We start from the raw sequence: 16297 nt of genomic DNA, 5'->3' as shown, positions 1-16297 counted from the left end.
GATTACACTCCTCTCGACCAAACGGGGAAAATCAAATCGGCCGGTGGTGACGGGTTGGGAAGGCAGGATGGGCGAGCGTCTTCGGTTCAAGCGTCGTTTGTTGGTCGCTTCGGTTTCGACCGGGCTGGTTCTCGCCGGTCCCGCCGAGGCCGCGCAGGATGAAGAGACCAATGTCCAGAACCTGCCGCCGGTCGAGGTCACTGCGCCGCCTCCTTCGCCAGCGAGGCGTACCGCGGCGCCGCGACCGGTCGCGCGCGTCGGGGCGCCGTCGTCCGCCAGCCCGAGGACACGCATCTACGTCTATCCGACCTCGCCGGGTACGGGCAGGGGTCTCGATGTCGACAAGGTCGCATCGGCGATCAACGCGGTCGATGCCAACCAGATCAAGCGTACCGGTTCGCTGAACGTCACAGATGCCCTGCGCGACAACATCGCCGGCGTCAACATCAGCGAAGTCACCGGCAATCCGTTCCAGCCGAATGTCGAATTCCGCGGTTTCGTCGCCTCGCCCGTGACGGGCACGCCGCAGGGCCTTGCCGTGTACCAGAACGGCGTCCGCATCAACGAAGCCTTCTCGGACGCCGTCAATTGGGACCTGATCCCCACCGCCGCGATCAGGTCGGTGACGCTGGTGACCAACAACCCGGCCTTCGGCCTCAACGCGCTCGGCGGCGCCCTCAACCTGCAAATGAAGGACGGCTTCACCTATCAGGGCGCGGAGCTCGACGTGATGGGCGGCTCGTTCGGCCGCATCCAGGGCTCGGCGCAATGGGGCAAGCAGGTCGACAAGAACTACGGCGTCTATGCCGCGCTCGAAGGACTGCGCGACGACGGCTTCCGCAATTTTTCCCAATCGACGGTGCGGCGCTTCTACAGCGATGTCGCCTACAAGGCCGGCGACAGCGAATTCCACGCCAATATGGGCGTGGCCAAGAACGATTTCGGTGCCAGCGCTACCGTACCGGCCGAGCTTCTCGACAAATATTGGGGCGCGACCTACACGACGCCGCAGACCACGAGCAACCGCGTCGGTTATCTCAATTTCACCGGAAAGGTCGATGCGACGCCGACCTGGACGCTGGAAGGCACTGCGCATCTGCGCAGATACGAGCAGAAGCTGGTCGACGGCAATCCGACCGACGTGCAGGAATGCGGTGCGGATCCAACGCTGCTCTGCTTCGGCAATGATACCACGCCCGCGAACGGCACGAACGGCGTGCAGCTCGCCAATCCCTTTGCGCCGGGAACGATCCTCGGCGAGATCGACCGCAGCTCGATACGGTCGACCAGCTTCGGCGTGTCGGGGCAGGCCACCAACACCGATCAACTGTTGGGGCACGACAACCGCTTCGTGATGGGCGCGAGCTATGATGCCAGCGTCACGCGCTACGACGCGACCGCCGAAATCGGCTCGATCGGAGAAAATTACGTCGTCAGCGGCAGCGGCGTGTTCCTAGGAGCGACCGGCACGCCAGAGGTTGCCGGCCCTGTCTCGCTGCGGACCATCAACCAGTATAACGGCCTCTATGCGATGGATACGTTCAACGTCACGGATGCTTTCGCCATCACCGGCGGCGGCCGCTTCAACGTAGCGCGCATCACGCTCGAGGATCAGCTCGGCACCGATCTCAACGGTGATCACACCTTCACCCGCTTCAATCCGGTCATCGGCGGCACCTACAAGATCACGCCGGAGCTGACGGCCTATGCCGGCTATTCCGAGGCCAATCGCGTGCCGACGCCGCTGGAACTCGGGTGCTCCGATCCGATCCGTCCTTGCCTCATCGCAGCGTTTCTCGTCTCCGATCCACCACTGAAACAGGTCGTATCCAAGACCGTGGAGGCGGGCCTGCGCGGCACCAAGGAGCTGAACATCGGCACCCTCGGCTGGAAGGTCGGCGGCTTCCGCGCCACCAATTACGACGACATCGCTGCCGTTCCTGTTCCGGACCGGACTGGATTTGGCTTTTTCGCCAATGTGGGCCGGACGCGGCGGCAGGGGCTCGAAGCCGAGGTCAGCATCAAGTCGCCGGCGCTCCAGTTCCAGGCGAGCTACGCCTTCCTCGACGCACGTTTTCTCGACGCGCTGACCATCGGCTCCGACAGCCCATTTGCTGACGCCAACGGTCACATCCACGTCTCGCCCGGCAATCAGATCCCGGCCATCCCCCGCCACCGCGTCAAGATCGGCATCGACTACGCCGTGACCGACGTCTGGAAGGTCGGCGGCAACGCGCTGTTCGTCTCCAGCCAATATCTCGTCGGCGACGAGTCCAACCAGTTCGCGAAGCTGCCGTCCTATACGGTGTTCAATCTCCACACCTCCTATCAGGTGACGAAGAACATCCAGCTCTACGGCCGCGTCGACAACGTCTTCGACAAGCGCTACGCGACCTACGGACGGTTCTTCGATCGCGAGGCCTTGCCCAACTTCACCAACGGCGGCAATGACTTCGCCGATCCGCGCTCGCTGAGCCCGGCAAGGCCGCGCGCGTTCTATGCGGGGATGCGGGTGACGTTCTAGACCGGCTCGAAAGCGTCAACACTTCGCACGGAAGCTGAGCATGAGATCATGCTCAAACAGCGAGTTGAAGCGGACGATGATTCATCTGGATCTCGTCGCGCTCTAGATCAGTCCGAGGCCGCCATCCACTGCGAGAACCTGTCCCGTTACCCATCGAGAGGCGGGGCTCGCGAACCGCACGATCCAATCCGCGATCTCGTCGGGATCGCCGCGTCGGGCGAGCGGGATTTTTCCGCGCTCCTCCTGCTTGACGGCTTCAGCCTGCTCTGTGGACAGCTCCATCATCCCGGTCAACGAGGGATGATGAGCCATCGTCCCGGCCCCGCGAGCGAAGCGCGCGCGGCCCTCTTAACCCATCAGAAACCATAGCAAATGATCTGAAAAGTTTAACGAAACTGCTCGGTCCTCTCCGCGTCGATGTGTCGGAGGGCCGTCTGATGACAGAACGCCAGTTGAGAGAGCAGGAATTCCTGATCGCGCGTTACCGGCATTTGGAACGCGAAGTGACCGATCCGCTTGCCGCGCATCTGCTTCACAGCATCATCGAGGAGCTCGAGGCCGAGCTGCGCAAGGAAAGAGCGGATTGGCACGGGGCGGGTCATTAACCGTTTCTTGGCGCTAAGATGCCAATTATCGGCGTCGCAATACCAGGGGAGACTGCTCCCATGCTGAAGGACGGCACCTACGCGGCGTGGTACAAGACGCCGCTCGACCAGGGTACCGGGATCGTCCATGTCGCAGACGGCCAGATTTGGGGCCGCGACAGCCTGATGACCTATCACGGCGTCTGCAAGGTCGATGGCGACCGCTTCACGGCGACCGTATCGACGAAGCGTCATACCGATGGGCGGGCAACGGTCTTCGGCGTTGAAGATGAGCTCACGCTCGACATCGAAGGGTACTGCCCCGGCAAGATCGCGAGCTACACCGCGACGGCACTACAGGTGCCGGGAATGATCCTCCATGGCACGCTCATTCTGACGGAACAGCAGCCGCCGGCACGTGAGCGAACCGAGCCGGTGCCAGCGTTCAATCCCGGCAAGCTGCCGAAATTGCCGAAGCGCTCGCGCTGAGCTCGAGGCCGGCACTCCCCTGGGGGCCGCTCGCATATGTCGCGCCCTCGGGTCCCGCAATTCTGCATGCGGCATCCCCAAAGGCCGCTTCTCAAATGGTCCGCGACCCGCCATTGTGCCGCCGCAACGATCGTTTCGGAGGCAGCATCAATGTCGTACAAGGTCTCGCGTCGCCAGCTTGCGAAAATCGCGGGGTTGTCCGCAGCTGCGATGGCTGGTGCGCTCGAGGCTGCCGAAGCCAAGCCGGCAGCCCCGCCGCGCAATGGAGGCGGCTTTCCGGCGGGCTTTGTCTGGGGCACCGCGACCTCGTCCTATCAGGTGGAGGGCGCGGTCAACGAGGACGGGCGAGGGGCCTCGATCTGGGACAAGTTCGTGCGCATTCCCGGCAAGATCGAGGACGGCACCACCGGCGACCGCGCCAATGAGCACTATCACCGCTACAAGGAGGACATCGCGCTCATCAAGGAGCTCGGCTGCAGGGCCTATCGCTTCTCGGTGGCCTGGCCGCGGGTGTTTCCGGACGGCGACGGCAAGCCCAACCCGAAGGGGCTCGACTTCTACAATCGTCTCGTCGACGAACTCCTGAAGAACGGCATCGAGCCGTGGCTGACGCTCTATCATTGGGACCTGCCGCAATCGCTTGAGGATCGCTTCGGCGGTTGGCGTTCGACGGAGACCTGCAAGATCTTCGGTGACTATGCGGCCTATGTCGCCGAGCATCTGACCGACCGCGTCAAAAACGTGTTCACGTTGAACGAGAGCGGCCGCTTCGTCTATTTCGGCTACGGCATCGGCATCGACGCGCCGGGCCTGACGCTGCCGCAGGCCGAGGTCAACCAGATCAGGCACAACAGCGCGCTGGCGCATGGGCTCGCGGTGCAGGCGGTGCGCGCCCATGGCGGCCGCGGCACCAGGGTGGGGCCGGCCGAGAACATCGACGCCTGCGCGCCCGCGATCGACACCCCGGAAAACGTTCGCGCCGCGGAGATCGCGCTGCGCGAGATGAATGCCGGCTATCTCAACGTCATCATGACCGGCGGCTATACCGACGCCTTCCTGAAATATGCCGGGCCCAACGCGCCGAAATTCACCGATGCGGAGCTCAAGATCATTTCCTCGCCGATCGATTTCCTCGGCCTCAACATCTACGCGCCGCAGAACTATGTGGTGGCCTCCGACCAGGGCGCGGGCTTCATGCCGCTGCCGATCCCGAAATCGTTCCCGCACATGAATTCGGACTGGCTGCGTGTCGGGCCCGAGACGATCTACTGGGTGCCGAAGCTGGCGGCAAAGATCTGGAAGACGGATGCGATCTATATCAGCGAGAACGGAGCATCCGGCGACGACATGGTGAGACCCGACGGCAGGATCTACGACACCGACCGCATCATGTATTTGCGCAACTATCTCGCCCAGCTCCAGCGTGCCACAAGTGAGGGCGTGCCGGTGCGCGGCTATTTTCTCTGGAGCCTGATGGACAATTTCGAGTGGGTGTATGGCCTCAACAAGCGTTTTGGGCTGTACCACGTCAATTTCGACACCCAGGTTCGCACGCCAAAGCTCAGCGCCAGCTTCTACCGCAACGTGATCGCGAACAACGCGGCGGGGGTATGATTGCCGTCGCCCCTCCCGCTTGCGGGGAGAGGCGAAGGAGGCGCTGCGCATTGACTCGCCTGTCCCCCTGATTCAAAACCGTCCGCAACGCTCATAACAAGAGGACGACGCCCATGCCTGACGCACTGATCATCGATGCCTGCCGGACCCCGCGGGGCATCGGCAAGGCCGGCAAGGGAGCCCTCTCGGGCATTCATCCGCAGCAGCTCGGGGCAACCGTGCTGCGCGCGCTCGCCGCTCGCACCGGCATCGACACCGCCGATGTCGACGACATCGTCTGGGGCTGCAGCGCGCAGGTCGCAACGCAAAGCGGCGATCTCGGCCGCATGTCGGCGCTCGATGCCGGCTACGACGTGCGCGCCAGCGCGGTGACGCTCGACCGCTTCTGCGGCAGCGGCATCACCAGCGTCAACATGGCCGCAAGCTCGATCATGGCGGGTGCCGAAGACCTCGTCATCGCCGGCGGCTGCGAGATGATGTCTATGGAGGGACGCCGCGGCGGCGGTCCGATGATGATGGACGGCGGCAATCTGCGCCTGCGGGCCAAGCATCCGCAGTCGCATCAGGGCGTCTGCGCCGACGCGATCGCGACGCTGGAAGGCATCACCCGGCAGGACGTCGACGCGCTCGGGCTGGAGAGCCAGAAGCGCGCGGCGCATGCGATCGCGAACGGCCACTTCAAGAAGAGCCTCGTGCCGGTCCACCGCGAGGACGGCAGCCTGGCGCTCGATCACGAGGAGTATCCGCGGCCGCAAACCACGATGGAAGGCCTCAGCAGCCTGAAGCCGGCGTTTCCGGCCATCGCCGACTACGCGCTCGACGACAAGGGCACGACTTATCGCGGCCTGATCCTGCAGAAATACCCCGACCTGAAGATCGACTTCGTGCATCACGCCGGCAACTCGTCCGGCGTCGTCGACGGCGCCGCCGCGATCCTGCTGGCCTCGCCCGCTTACGCCAGGGCGCATGGACTGAAGCCGCGCGCTCGCGTGGTCGCGATGGCCAACATGGGGGATTCGCCGACCTTGATGCTGAACGCGCCGGTCCCGGCGACGCGCAAGGTGCTGGCGAAGGCGGGTCTCACCATCGATGACATCGACCTGTTCGAGATCAACGAGGCCTTTGCGGTGGTGGCGGAAAAATATATCCGAGACCTCAAGCTCGACCGCGCCAAGGTCAACGTCAATGGCGGCTCGATCGCGCTTGGCCATCCCATCGGCGCCACCGGCTCGATCCTGATCGGCACCGTGCTCGACGAGCTCGAACGGCGCGACCTGAAGCGTGGTCTCGTCACCATGTGCGCCGCCGGCGGCATGGCGCCGGCCATCATCATCGAGCGCGTCTAGCTCGTCCTCACCTCTTCCCGCTTGCGGGGAGAGGTCGCAGCTGCGGTGCGATCCAACCCTTGTTTTCCAGGGTGAAACGGCCCCCTCCCTGTCCAAAGGAGCCGGTCGTCGCTTGTCGAAAGCAGCGAATCAGCTTTAGCAAGATGGCGTGCGGGCCTTTGAAACAAGGCAAAAACCGCTGCCCGAGGCTTCTTTCGCTCCGGAAGTCGCTAAAAAGCAGGGTTTTTTGCCACAGGGGGCCAGAAAAGCCCGTAAAATCGCGACAAAACTGTGCAGAAGGCTATAGGCCTTCAACGGTTGGTCTAATATGCAACCGGCAACGAATCAGAGGAGACACGATGCCAACCCAAATGTCCAAATCGCAGTTGATCGAGAAGATTGCGACCGCCACCGAGCTTTCCAAGCGTGACGTCAAGAACGTCATGGAGACGCTGACCGACGTCGGCCACAAGGAGCTCAAGAAGAACGGCCTGTTCCTGGTGCCGGGCTTCGCCAAGTTCGTGGTCATCAAGAAGCCCGCCACCAAGGCGCGCAAGGGCACCAACCCGTTCACGGGTGAAGAGATGATGTTCAAGGCCAAGCCGGCCCGGAAGATCGTCCGCGCCCGCCCGGTCAAGGCCGCCAAGGACGCCGTGTCCTGACAACGCAAAGGCTCCCTCGAAGGAGGGAGCCTTTTGTTTGGGGCAGCCGCGAGGGCCTGAGACGGAGGGCTCAACCCTTGCGGCGCTTCACGCGGACCGGGACCGGCTGAAGCCGCGGCTCAGGCGCCGCGAGCGTGTCGCGAACCCGGTCGATCGCGCGATCGAGCAACTGGCGCAGCCGCTGCGTCCTCCGCGATCTCTTCGCTTTCTCCAGCAGTTTCTTCATCGCCTTCACTCCGCCGCTTCGACCGTGGCTTCAGCCGGCTCGAGCGCCGCGGCGATCGCCTCGTCGACGCGCTCCAGCCAGATGAATTCGAGCTCGTCCCGCGCGCTCTTCGGGATGTCGTCATAGTCCCGCTTGTTGCGCGCCGGCAGCATTACCCGCTTCAAGCCGGCAGCCGCCGCAGCCACCACCTTCTCCTTGATGCCGCCGACGGGCAGCACCAGGCCGCGCAGCGAGATCTCGCCGGTCATGGCGGTGTCGCTGCGCACCGTGCGATTGGTGAGCAGGGAGGTCAGCGCCGTGAACATCGCGACGCCCGCGCTCGGCCCGTCCTTCGGGGTCGCGCCCGCGGGGACGTGAACGTGGATGTCGCTCTTCTCGAACGCTTGCGGATCGATGCCGAGCTGCGTGGCTTTGCTCTTCACCAGCGTCATCGCAGCCTGCACGCTCTCGCGCATGACGTCGCCGAGCTGACCGGTCAGGATCAGACCGCCCTTGCCGGGCACGCGCGTTGCCTCGATGAACAGGATGTCGCCGCCGACCGGCGTCCAGGCAAGGCCGGTGGCGACCCCGGGAACGCTGGTGCGCAGTGCGATCTCGCCTTCGAAGCGCGGCTGCCCGAGGACGGTGGCGATGTCCTTCGGCGTCACCACGACCTTCGTGGCAGTGCCTTCGGCGACCTGCACCGCGGCATGGCGGAACACCTTGCCGATCTCGCGCTCGAGGTTACGCACGCCGGCCTCGCGGGTGTAGCCCTTGACGATCAGCTTCAGCGCCTCCGGCTCGATCTCGGCCTGCTCGGCGGTCAGGCCATTGGCCTCGAGCTGCCGCCGCACCAGATAGCGCCGCGCGATCTCCAGCTTCTCGTCCTCGGTGTAGCCGGCGAGGCTGATCAGCTCCATGCGGTCCAAGAGCGGACCCGGGATCTGGTCCAGCATGTTCGCGGTCGCGATGAACACCACGCGCGACAGGTCGAAGGGCACGCCGAGGTAATTGTCCCGGAACGTCCCGTTCTGCTCGGGGTCGAGCACCTCCAGCATGGCGGCAGAGGGATCGCCCTGCACGCCACGGCCCATCTTGTCGATCTCGTCCAGCATCATGACGCAATTCCGGGCACCCGCCTTCTTGATGCCCTGGATGATGTTGCCGGGCAGCGCGCCGATATAGGTGCGCCGGTGGCCGCGGATCTCGGCCTCATCATGCACGCCGCCGAGGCTGACGCGTACGAACGGGCGCCCCATCGCGCGGGCGATGGACTGGCCGAGCGAGGTCTTGCCGACGCCGGGCGGGCCGACGAAGCACAGGATCGGGGCCTTGCCCTGCGGGGCGAGCTTGCGCACCGCCAGATATTCGATGATCCGGCTCTTGATCTTCTCCAGGCCAAAATGGTCGGCATCCAGGATGGCGCGCGCCTCCTTGATGTCGATCGGCTTCTCCTCGGGCAGCGCCCAGGGCAATTCGATCAGCCAGTCCAGATAGGTGCGGACCATGCCGGCTTCGCCGGCGGCTTCCGGCATGCGCTCGTAGCGGCGCAGCTCCTTCTTGGCATGCGCCTCCGCCTCGGGGGGCATCTTGGCCTTGGCGATCGCAGCCGTCAGCTCGGTGACCTCGGCCGCTTTGCCGTCGCCTTCGCCGAGCTGGCGCTGGATGGTCGCCATCTGCTCGCGCAGGATTGCCTCGCGCTGCCGCTCGTCGAAGCTGGCGCGGGTCTGCTGGCCGATCTCCTTGCTGATGCGCAGCACTTCCAGCCGCTCGGCCAGGTGCTTCGAGACCTTCTCGACGCGCAGAGCGAGGTCGATGGTCTCCAGCACCTCCTGCTTGTCCTGCGGCTTGATGTCCATGAACGAGGTTGCGAGATCCGCCAGCGCGCCGGGCGCGCTGGTGCCTTGGAACATCGCCGCCAGCTCGGGCGGCGCCTGCGGCAACAGCTCGATCGCCTCGATGGCCTGGCGCTGCAGGTTCAGCGCGCGCGCCTCGATCTCGGGGGAGGTCGTGGTCGGCTCGGGGATCTGCTGGAAACGCGCGGCCGGGAACGGCGTCCCCGGCAGGAAGTCGAGGATGCGCGCGCGCTGCACGCCCTGGCAGACGATGTGATGGGTACCGTCGGGCGCGGTGATGTACCGCACGATGTTGGCGATGGTCGCGACCCGATAGAGGTCGTCCGCCCCGGGGTCATTGGTCTCGGGGCTGCGTTGCAGGACAATGCCGATCGGCCGCTGTTCGCGCAGCGCCTGCTGCGCGGCGGCGATGGACTTCGCCCGGCCGATCGTGATCGGCGCGATGGCGCCGGGGAACAGCACCATCTCGCGCACGGGGACGATGATCAGCGCGTCGTCGGGGATCTTCACGTCGTTACTGGTCTGTTCGTTGTTCATCTGTTCGGTGGCCATGATCGACCTCAGGATTTGGCGAGGCGCAGTGCGACGCAGCCGTCCATCACGAAGCGGCTGATGGCGTAGCGGCCAAGGGGCAGCGCGATGCGCCGCTCGAAGCGGCCCTGCGGCAGCTCGAGCCGGTGGATGCGGGCGTTGCGAAGCTCGGGCGGGAGGGTGCGCTGACCGGAGATGATGAGAACGCCGTCATGGATGACGGTCTCGACATTGTCCGGATTGACGCCGGGAAGCGCGACCAGGATCAGGAGCTCACGCTCGGTCTCGAGCACGTCGATCGGCGGCTCCCAGCAGGCTTCCTGGCGGCCGAACTGCTGACGCAGCCGATCGGCGCGGGTCAGCGAGTCCAGGGCTTCGGAGAGCATCCAGTCGAGAGGATTTTTGGGTTGCATGATGCGGGCTCGGGGTGGGAAAGCCTGCATATGGGGCTGGTTCCCGGGAAATCCAGTGCGGCGGCGCCGGTGTGCCATGCGCCGCCGTGCGATCAAAACAAGCGAACGCCGCGGCATGGGCCGCGACGTTCCGTCATTGCCAGGGGCGCGGGTCAGGCCGCAGCGCGGTACTCTTCTTCCGCTTCAAGATTGATCACGGAGGTGGCGAGCTCCGTCAGGGTGCGATCGGTCGCCTCTTCCTCGTCCAGCGTCTCCTGGAGCAGCCTTGCTGCCTCCTGCATGCCGAGCTCCTCGGCCCAGGTGCGCAGCGTGCCGTAGCGGGAGATCTCGTAATGCTCGACCGCCTGGGCGGCCGCGAGCAGTCCCGCGTCGAGCGCCGGCGCTCCCTTGAACTCCTTCATGATCTCGGCGCCCTCGTCGGCAATGCCGTTGATGGCCTCGCAGGGCTTGCCGCGTGCAGGCTTGTCCAGCATCTTGAAGATCTGATCCAGCCGCTTGACCTGCCCCTGGGTCTCGCGCAGATGCTTGTCGAAGGCGGCCACCAGCTCTTTCGACTGCGCTGCCTTCGCCATTTTGGGCAAGGTCTTGATGATCTTGTTCTCGGCGAAATAGATGTCCTTCAGCGTCGCCAGAAACAGATCGCTGAGCATCTTCGGCGGCCGGCGCGGCCGGCGCGCCGCGGTCTTCTTGCTTGTGCGTTTCTTCGCTCGTTTAGCCATACGTCCTCCTCGTGAGGCGATGCGGGAAGGCCTCGCCTTCCTCAATCCTCGGGCGATAAAACCCGTTGGAGAACGAAAGTTCCAAACTGCAACCGGCGCTCGCGGCTCGCTCAGGTCGGGCGCTTGTAGGGGTCTTCCTGGCGCTGACGCTCGTCCGTCGCGCGGTCGAGGCGCGCCCGCTCGCTGCGGCGCAGGTGGCCGGCCTTCATCACCCCGTAAACGAGAACCCCGCCGAGCACGAACGCGCCGATGAACCAGAGCCAGAGCAGGTTGGCCGAGAGGTGGCCGAGGAGCATTCCGATTCCACTGTCGCTCATTGTCGTCTCCAGTGATTTCCAAAGCGGCTTTGCTGGGCTAAGTCTGCCCGGCAGCCATCGTTCCAGCGCCCGGGGGGCCTCGCCGACGCATGCTCGACTTCGCCCTGTCAGCCTTCGTGACGCTGCTCCTGGTGGTCGATCCGGTCGGTCTTGCACCGGCCTTCCTCGCTGCGACCGGGAGCATGCCCGACCCGGTCAAGCGAACGATCGCGCTGCGCGCGCCGATGATCGCCACCTCGATCCTGGTGGTGATCGCGCTGGTCGGCAACTGGCTGTTGCGCCAACTCGGGATCGGCATTCCAGCTTTCCAGATCGCCGGCGGGCTGCTGCTGTTCGGCGTCTCCTATCAGATGATCTTCGGCGATCGTCCGCATCGCGAGGCCCGCGAAGCCGACAAGGCGACCGCGGAGCATGCCTCGGACGTCGCGGTATTTCCCTTGGCCATTCCGATGATGGCCGGCCCCGGCGCGATCGCGACCACGCTGCTGCTGTCGGGCGATGCCGGCTACGGGGCGAAGCTCGCGATCATCATCGCGGTGGTGCTCGCGGTTTGCCTGCTTTGCATGCTGTGCTTCGTCTCTGCGGGCCTGATCGCGCGCACGCTCGGGCGCACTGGAAATGCCGTGCTCTCGCGCGTGCTCGGCATGCTGCTCGCCGCCTATTCGGTGCAGTTCGTCATCAACGGGATCGCGGCGGGTCGGGGCGAGCCTGTCGTAAGGCTGCGGCAATCTGCTAATCTGTTGATTTTGCGGTCTGTTTCGGGAAGCGGGGAATCCGTCGACGAGGCGGGGCGCGATCCGGTCGCTTTCGCTTGCACTGCCGCACGGCTTTGACGTACTTCCATCTAACGTCCATCGCCAAGAAACCGAGAAGAAACCGAGATGTCGATGACTGCGGACGAACTCGACAAGAGGCAAGCCATCATCGACGCCTGCCGCCGCATGAATGCGCTCGGCATCAACCAGGGCACATCAGGGAATATCAGCGTCCGGCATGTGGATGGACTCCTGGTCACGCCCACCAGCGTGCCCTACGAGACCATGACCCCGGACCAGATCGTCTTCATGGCGATGGACGGCGCACACGCGCCCGATCAGAAGCCGTCGAGCGAATGGCGCTTCCATCGCGACATCCTGAAGTCGCGGTCTGACGTCAATGCCGTCGTGCACGCCCATCCGACCTATTGCACCATCCTGGCGATCATGGGCATGGAGATTCCGCCGGTGCACTACATGATCGCGGCTGCCGGCGGCGACAGCATCCGCTGCGCGCCCTATGCGACGTTCGGAACGGTCGAGCTGTCCGATCATGCGGTGCGGGCGCTGGAGGGCCGGCTTGCCTGCCTGCTCGACCATCACGGCATGATCGCGATCGGCAAGACACTGGACAAGGCGATGTGGCTCGCCGTCGAGGTCGAGACGCTGGCACGGCAGTATCACGGCTGCCTTCAGATCGGACAACCGCCGCTGCTTCCGAGCGACGAGATCGAACGGGTCCGCCAGCGCATGGCCGGTTACGGCCTGTCGGAAGGGTAGGGCGGGCAGAAGGTGTTCGTGCGGATCAGACATCTCGTCGATCGCAAGGGGACGAACCGCACCATGGTTCGGATACGCGCCCTGTTGCGCAGCAACGAGTTCTACCTGATCCCGTTCGCGCTGGTGATCGGCACGCTCGCGGGCGCCATCGTGACGCTGATGGCCGAAATCGCCCAGATCGCGCACGTCGTGATCTACGGCATTCCCATCGACGTCCGCCTGTCCTCGAACGCGTATGTCAGTCCTTGGGCAGCGCTGATCGCGCCCGCGCTCGGAGGCCTGGCGCTCGGCATCATGGAATGGTCGCGGCGGCGCATGAAGATCTCGAACGCGGTCGACCCGATCGAGGCCAACGCGCTGCGCGGCGGCAATCTCTCGATGCGGGACAGCGTGGTGGTGTCGAGCCAGACCCTGATCTCCAACGGGTGCGGCGCCTCGGTTGGCCTGGAGGCCGGCTATACCCAGATCGGCTCGGGTATCGCCTCGCTGCTCGGCAAGTTCTTCAACCTGCGCCGCAACGATCTGCGCCTGATGGTCGGTTGCGGCGCCGCGGCGGCGATCGCGGCGGCGTTCGGTGCGCCGATCACCGGCGCCTTCTACGCCTGCGAGCTCATCGTCGGCGTCTATTCGGTCGGCAGCGCCGCGCCGATCCTGGCGGCCTCGCTCGCGGGTGCCCTGACCGCGCAATGGCTAGGCGGCGCGCCTTACTCGCTGGAGATACCCAAGGTCAGCGCCGTCGGCGTCGAGCAGTACCTGGCTCTGATCGGGCTTGCCCTCGTCACCAGCGGCGTCGGTATCGCCGTGATGCGCTCCTCACCGACGTTCGAGCGCCTGTTCGCCTGGATGCCAGTATGGCTGCGTCCGGTGATCGGCGGCCTCATCGTCGGCGGCTTTGGGATCGTCACGCCGCAGGTGCTGGCAGCCGGCCACGGCGCCATGGTGCTCGATCTGTTTCACGACATGGCGATCGGTCTGATCGCGCTGATCATCGGCTTGAAGGTGACGGCTTGCCTGATCTCGCTCGCCTCGGGCTTCCGCGGCGGCCTGTTCTTCGCCTCGCTGTTCGTCGGCAGCCTGATCGGAAAGTTCTTTGCCGCGGTGCTGCTGCTCATCAGCCCGAACTTCGCGATCGATCCGCTCGTCGCGATGCTGACGGGCATGGCGACGCTCGGGGTCGCCATCGTCGGCGGCCCGCTTACGATGTCGTTCCTCGTGCTCGAGATGACCCGAAATGTCGACGTCACCGCCGTGGTGCTGGCCGGCTGCATCGTCACCTCCATCTGCGTGCGCTTCATGTTCGGCCATTCGTTCTCGACCTGGCGCCTGCATCTGCGCGGCGAGACCATCCGCAGCGCCAACGACGTCGGCTGGCTGCGCAATCTCACGGTCGAGCGCTTGATGCGCTCCGATGTCGGCAAGGTGCCGTCGACCACGACGATTGCAGCGACGCGAGCCGAATTCGCGCTGGGCTCGCGGCCCGGGATCGTCATCGTCAACAATGCTGACGAATATGTCGGCCTCGTCATGCTGCCCGACCTGTTCTCCAGCGATCTCGACGCCATCGCCGACGATATCCAGGTGATCGAGCTCGCCCGCCTGGTCGACATCGTGCTGATCCCGGAAATGAACGTGAAGTCGGCGATGGCCGTGTTCGACGAGGCCGAGGCCGAGATGCTGGCGGTGGTCGATTCCACCGACAGCCGCAAGGTGGTCGGCTTCCTCACCGAGACCTTCGCCCGCCGCCGCTATGTCGAGGAGATCGACAAGGCGACGAGGGGCGTGCTCGGGGCGCTGTCGTAAGCGCCCCCTATCGGCCGGGTGGGGCTGCAACGAGCCAGGCCACGATCCGGCGGACCAGTGGCAGGACCAATAGCAGCGTCGGAAAGGCGACCAGCCATGACAGCGCCCAGGCGCCCGGCCAGGCCGCGAGGAACGCCGGCGTTGCGCCGAGGCTTCGCAGAGTCGAGATGATCGACACCACCGCCGTCATGAGGATGGATAGCACGAATGGCATTACGATCGGCGCATAGCGCGCCGGCAGTTTGCGAACCGCAATCATCTGGTCTCTCTTGGAAAAGGACGCGTCAGTCACGTTGAACCCTGCAAATGGCATCGATCCCGACGGCGTCGGTTGATGCGTTGGTTCACGTGAAACGCTTACGGCAGCCGAAAACGGCGCGGCTGTTCATTATCCGCTCAGGTTGGATGGTGCAAGCTGGATCTGATCATTCGGTTTACAATGGTTCAAGGCGTGGCAGATCGCCGCGTTCATGAAACCATTTCAGTGATCTGCGCGTTGCGGACTGTTTGCTTACGGATGTGTTTGGGCGAAAGCAGAGGAAGATCGAGATGAGTGATGCACCGATGATTTCCGCGGCGCGCCGCAGCACGGTCCTGGCCGCGTTCGCGACTCTGGCGCTGCTCGCCGCTTCGGTGGCGCCTTCAGCAGCAGCATCCCCAGATGCGGCCCCGGCCGTGTCCGCCAAGGCTGCTGCGGCAGGTCAGGCCTCCGCCGGCGCCACCGATTTCAGCGCCCGACGTCGCCACTATTATCGACGCGGACCGAGTGCGGCAGGCCTTGCCTTTATGGGCGCCGCCGCGGGTATCATCGGCGGAGTGATCGCTGAGCAGCGGCGCCGCGACTACTACGAGAACCGCTATTATTATGGTTATGGTCCGCGTCCCTACTACGGTAGTCCCTACTACGATCCCGGCTACCATTACGGGCCATATTGAACGGTCGTTTTCAATGCTGGCCAGCTTGGATCGCGCGAAAAGGGCGGTGCCTTGTGCCGCCCTTTTTTGATGCGCGGGCCTGTTTCGCTTCTCTGTCAACCCACGGGCGCGAAAATATTCCACTTTACCGAAATTCGGATTTGTCGTATGTGTCGCGCATCCCGGCTCATTCTCGAGGGGCGATCATGAGGTCGTCATTGTCGCGAGCCGGGCTTGCGGTGGACGCAGCAGCGTCGGGCGCGAACAGCCAGGGGCAGGGCGGATTGCTCTCCGTGAGCCCCAAGGCATCGTGCGGACGAACGGCGCTGTCAGGTTGGTCTCGCCTGTAAGTTTCGCAGCTCCGTCGACAGGGCTGGGGAAAACTGCGGCGAAATGGCAAGCCGTGCGTACGGCAAAACCGTGTGGTCCTGGCCGTCGTTGCTACGGTCAAGCGCTTGCGAATGCGGCAGTCGCGTCAACCGGCGCGGCTGCCGGTGAATTCCGCGAGCGCGAGGGAGGCCAGAAGGAATTCGGCTCCCAGGAGAGCGCGGCATAAGCCGTCCGACCATCGCGCAGGGAAGGCCGAGTGATTGGCACCACCTGTATGCTGCTGTGCGGTCTCCTTTGCGCGATCCTTTCGCGCAGCAGACCGCGGGTGCGAGGTCAGCACCCGGTCTTCCCCATAGGCGTTAAGGTAGCGCGAGCATCGATTGATACGGACGTTTTCGAGGAGGCTCGCGCAGGTGCCGCCCAAGCGCTCGCTTTCTGCGGCGAAAGCAACGGATGGTTGGTTGTGGAATGATCGCTT

Annotated in this window: 17 protein-coding genes and 1 pseudogene; 10 read left to right on the top strand and 8 right to left on the bottom strand. The window is 64.6% G+C overall.

Annotated elements, in window-relative coordinates; translation table 11 throughout:
• Positions 1–67 precede the first annotated feature (67 nt).
• Positions 68–2524 (top strand): TonB-dependent receptor, encoded by a 2457-nt coding sequence (locus EAV90_RS20470; protein ID WP_208738524.1) that lies wholly within the window; start codon positions 68–70, stop codon positions 2522–2524.
• Positions 2525–2626: 102 nt separating this feature from the next.
• Here EAV90_RS20470 and EAV90_RS20465 read toward each other — a convergent pair whose 3' ends face one another.
• Complete coding sequence (locus EAV90_RS20465; RefSeq protein WP_129144492.1) at positions 2627–2836, bottom strand: SDR family oxidoreductase; 210 nt, start codon at positions 2834–2836, stop codon at positions 2627–2629.
• Positions 2837–2961: 125 nt separating this feature from the next.
• Here EAV90_RS20465 and EAV90_RS39575 point away from each other — a divergent pair, with 125 nt between their 5' ends.
• The 5 genes from EAV90_RS39575 (at position 2962) to EAV90_RS20445 (ending at position 7198) form a co-directional block, all read left to right on the top strand.
• A complete protein-coding gene (locus EAV90_RS39575) occupies positions 2962–3129 on the top strand; it encodes a hypothetical protein (RefSeq protein WP_164937028.1) in 168 nt (55 codons plus the stop codon).
• A gap of 60 nt (positions 3130–3189) precedes the next feature.
• Positions 3190–3597 (top strand): hypothetical protein, encoded by a 408-nt coding sequence (locus EAV90_RS20460; protein WP_122402204.1) that lies wholly within the window; start codon positions 3190–3192, stop codon positions 3595–3597.
• Positions 3598–3747: 150 nt separating this feature from the next.
• Positions 3748–5211 (top strand): GH1 family beta-glucosidase, encoded by a 1464-nt coding sequence (locus EAV90_RS20455; protein WP_164937027.1) that lies wholly within the window; start codon positions 3748–3750, stop codon positions 5209–5211.
• Between the two features lie 113 nt (positions 5212–5324).
• On the top strand, positions 5325–6557 hold the full coding sequence (locus EAV90_RS20450; protein WP_129144490.1) for an acetyl-CoA C-acetyltransferase: 1233 nt from the start codon (positions 5325–5327) through the stop codon (positions 6555–6557).
• A gap of 338 nt (positions 6558–6895) precedes the next feature.
• Entirely contained in the window at positions 6896–7198 is a 303-nt protein-coding gene (locus EAV90_RS20445; RefSeq protein ID WP_027574583.1) for an HU family DNA-binding protein, read from the top strand.
• Positions 7199–7268: 70 nt separating this feature from the next.
• On the opposite strand, the gene EAV90_RS39570 is transcribed toward EAV90_RS20445, so the two are convergent.
• From EAV90_RS39570 to EAV90_RS20425, 5 genes are all read right to left on the bottom strand, one after another.
• Positions 7269–7433, bottom strand: coding sequence for a hypothetical protein (locus EAV90_RS39570; protein ID WP_160118809.1), 165 nt, complete (start codon positions 7431–7433; stop codon positions 7269–7271).
• Complete coding sequence (gene lon / locus EAV90_RS20440) at positions 7430–9811, bottom strand: endopeptidase La (RefSeq protein ID WP_129144489.1); 2382 nt, start codon at positions 9809–9811, stop codon at positions 7430–7432. Before lon ends, EAV90_RS39570 begins: the two co-directional genes overlap by 4 nt.
• Before the next feature lie 8 nt (positions 9812–9819).
• Positions 9820–10203, bottom strand: a complete 384-nt coding sequence (locus EAV90_RS20435) for an Hsp20/alpha crystallin family protein (protein WP_027574581.1) — start codon at positions 10201–10203, stop codon at positions 9820–9822.
• Positions 10204–10355: 152 nt separating this feature from the next.
• On the bottom strand, positions 10356–10922 hold the full coding sequence (locus EAV90_RS20430; protein WP_129144488.1) for a YciE/YciF ferroxidase family protein: 567 nt from the start codon (positions 10920–10922) through the stop codon (positions 10356–10358).
• Positions 10923–11032: 110 nt separating this feature from the next.
• Positions 11033–11239, bottom strand: coding sequence for a hypothetical protein (locus EAV90_RS20425; RefSeq protein ID WP_122402209.1), 207 nt, complete (start codon positions 11237–11239; stop codon positions 11033–11035).
• An 89-nt stretch (positions 11240–11328) separates the two neighbouring features.
• Here EAV90_RS20425 and EAV90_RS20420 point away from each other — a divergent pair.
• The 3 genes and pseudogenes from EAV90_RS20420 to EAV90_RS20410 all read left to right on the top strand — a co-directional run.
• A pseudogene (locus tag EAV90_RS20420) lies at positions 11329–11940 on the top strand (MarC family protein); the annotation flags it as partial.
• Positions 11941–12120: 180 nt separating this feature from the next.
• The gene (locus EAV90_RS20415; RefSeq protein ID WP_208738523.1) at positions 12121–12774 is read left to right on the top strand and encodes a class II aldolase/adducin family protein; all 654 of its coding nucleotides are present in this window, start codon (positions 12121–12123) and stop codon (positions 12772–12774) included.
• A 12-nt stretch (positions 12775–12786) separates the two neighbouring features.
• A complete protein-coding gene (locus EAV90_RS20410) occupies positions 12787–14574 on the top strand; it encodes a chloride channel protein (RefSeq protein WP_122402211.1) in 1788 nt (595 codons plus the stop codon).
• A gap of 7 nt (positions 14575–14581) precedes the next feature.
• Here EAV90_RS20410 and EAV90_RS20405 read toward each other — a convergent pair whose 3' ends face one another.
• Entirely contained in the window at positions 14582–14833 is a 252-nt protein-coding gene (locus EAV90_RS20405; protein WP_122406541.1) for a DUF2798 domain-containing protein, read from the bottom strand.
• A gap of 290 nt (positions 14834–15123) precedes the next feature.
• On the opposite strand from EAV90_RS20405, the gene EAV90_RS20400 reads away from it, so the two are divergent.
• Positions 15124–15510, top strand: coding sequence for a hypothetical protein (locus EAV90_RS20400; protein ID WP_162500186.1), 387 nt, complete (start codon positions 15124–15126; stop codon positions 15508–15510).
• 454 nt (positions 15511–15964) lie between these two features.
• Here the strand turns inward: EAV90_RS20400 and EAV90_RS40175 are convergent.
• On the bottom strand, positions 15965–16297 hold a 333-nt coding region (locus EAV90_RS40175; RefSeq protein ID WP_208738522.1), incomplete at its 5' end, for a hypothetical protein.

Origin of the sequence: Bradyrhizobium vignae (assembly GCF_004114425.1) — a bacterium.
GTDB classification, from domain to species: domain Bacteria; phylum Pseudomonadota; class Alphaproteobacteria; order Rhizobiales; family Xanthobacteraceae; genus Bradyrhizobium; species Bradyrhizobium vignae.
The sequence above is the reverse complement of the archived record's forward strand: the minus strand, read 5'-3'. Positions and strand labels throughout refer to the sequence as shown.

Bases quoted from the DNA above. Each gene is read 5' to 3' on its own strand.
- EAV90_RS20470 (WP_208738524.1), top strand. From the start codon at position 68: ATGGGCGAGCGTCTTCGGTTCAAGCGTCGTTTGTTGGTCGCTTCGGTT.
- EAV90_RS20465 (WP_129144492.1), bottom strand. From the start codon at position 2,836: ATGGCTCATCATCCCTCGTTGACCGGGATGATGGAGCTGTCCACAGAG.
- EAV90_RS39575 (WP_164937028.1), top strand. From the start codon at position 2,962: ATGACAGAACGCCAGTTGAGAGAGCAGGAATTCCTGATCGCGCGTTAC.
- EAV90_RS20460 (WP_122402204.1), top strand. From the start codon at position 3,190: ATGCTGAAGGACGGCACCTACGCGGCGTGGTACAAGACGCCGCTCGAC.
- EAV90_RS20455 (WP_164937027.1), top strand. From the start codon at position 3,748: ATGTCGTACAAGGTCTCGCGTCGCCAGCTTGCGAAAATCGCGGGGTTG.
- EAV90_RS20450 (WP_129144490.1), top strand. From the start codon at position 5,325: ATGCCTGACGCACTGATCATCGATGCCTGCCGGACCCCGCGGGGCATC.
- EAV90_RS20445 (WP_027574583.1), top strand. From the start codon at position 6,896: ATGCCAACCCAAATGTCCAAATCGCAGTTGATCGAGAAGATTGCGACC.
- lon (WP_129144489.1), bottom strand. From the start codon at position 9,811: ATGGCCACCGAACAGATGAACAACGAACAGACCAGTAACGACGTGAAG.
- EAV90_RS20435 (WP_027574581.1), bottom strand. From the start codon at position 10,203: ATGCAACCCAAAAATCCTCTCGACTGGATGCTCTCCGAAGCCCTGGAC.
- EAV90_RS20430 (WP_129144488.1), bottom strand. From the start codon at position 10,922: ATGGCTAAACGAGCGAAGAAACGCACAAGCAAGAAGACCGCGGCGCGC.
- EAV90_RS20425 (WP_122402209.1), bottom strand. From the start codon at position 11,239: ATGAGCGACAGTGGAATCGGAATGCTCCTCGGCCACCTCTCGGCCAAC.
- EAV90_RS20415 (WP_208738523.1), top strand. From the start codon at position 12,121: ATGTCGATGACTGCGGACGAACTCGACAAGAGGCAAGCCATCATCGAC.
- EAV90_RS20405 (WP_122406541.1), bottom strand. From the start codon at position 14,833: ATGATTGCGGTTCGCAAACTGCCGGCGCGCTATGCGCCGATCGTAATG.
- EAV90_RS20400 (WP_162500186.1), top strand. From the start codon at position 15,124: ATGAGTGATGCACCGATGATTTCCGCGGCGCGCCGCAGCACGGTCCTG.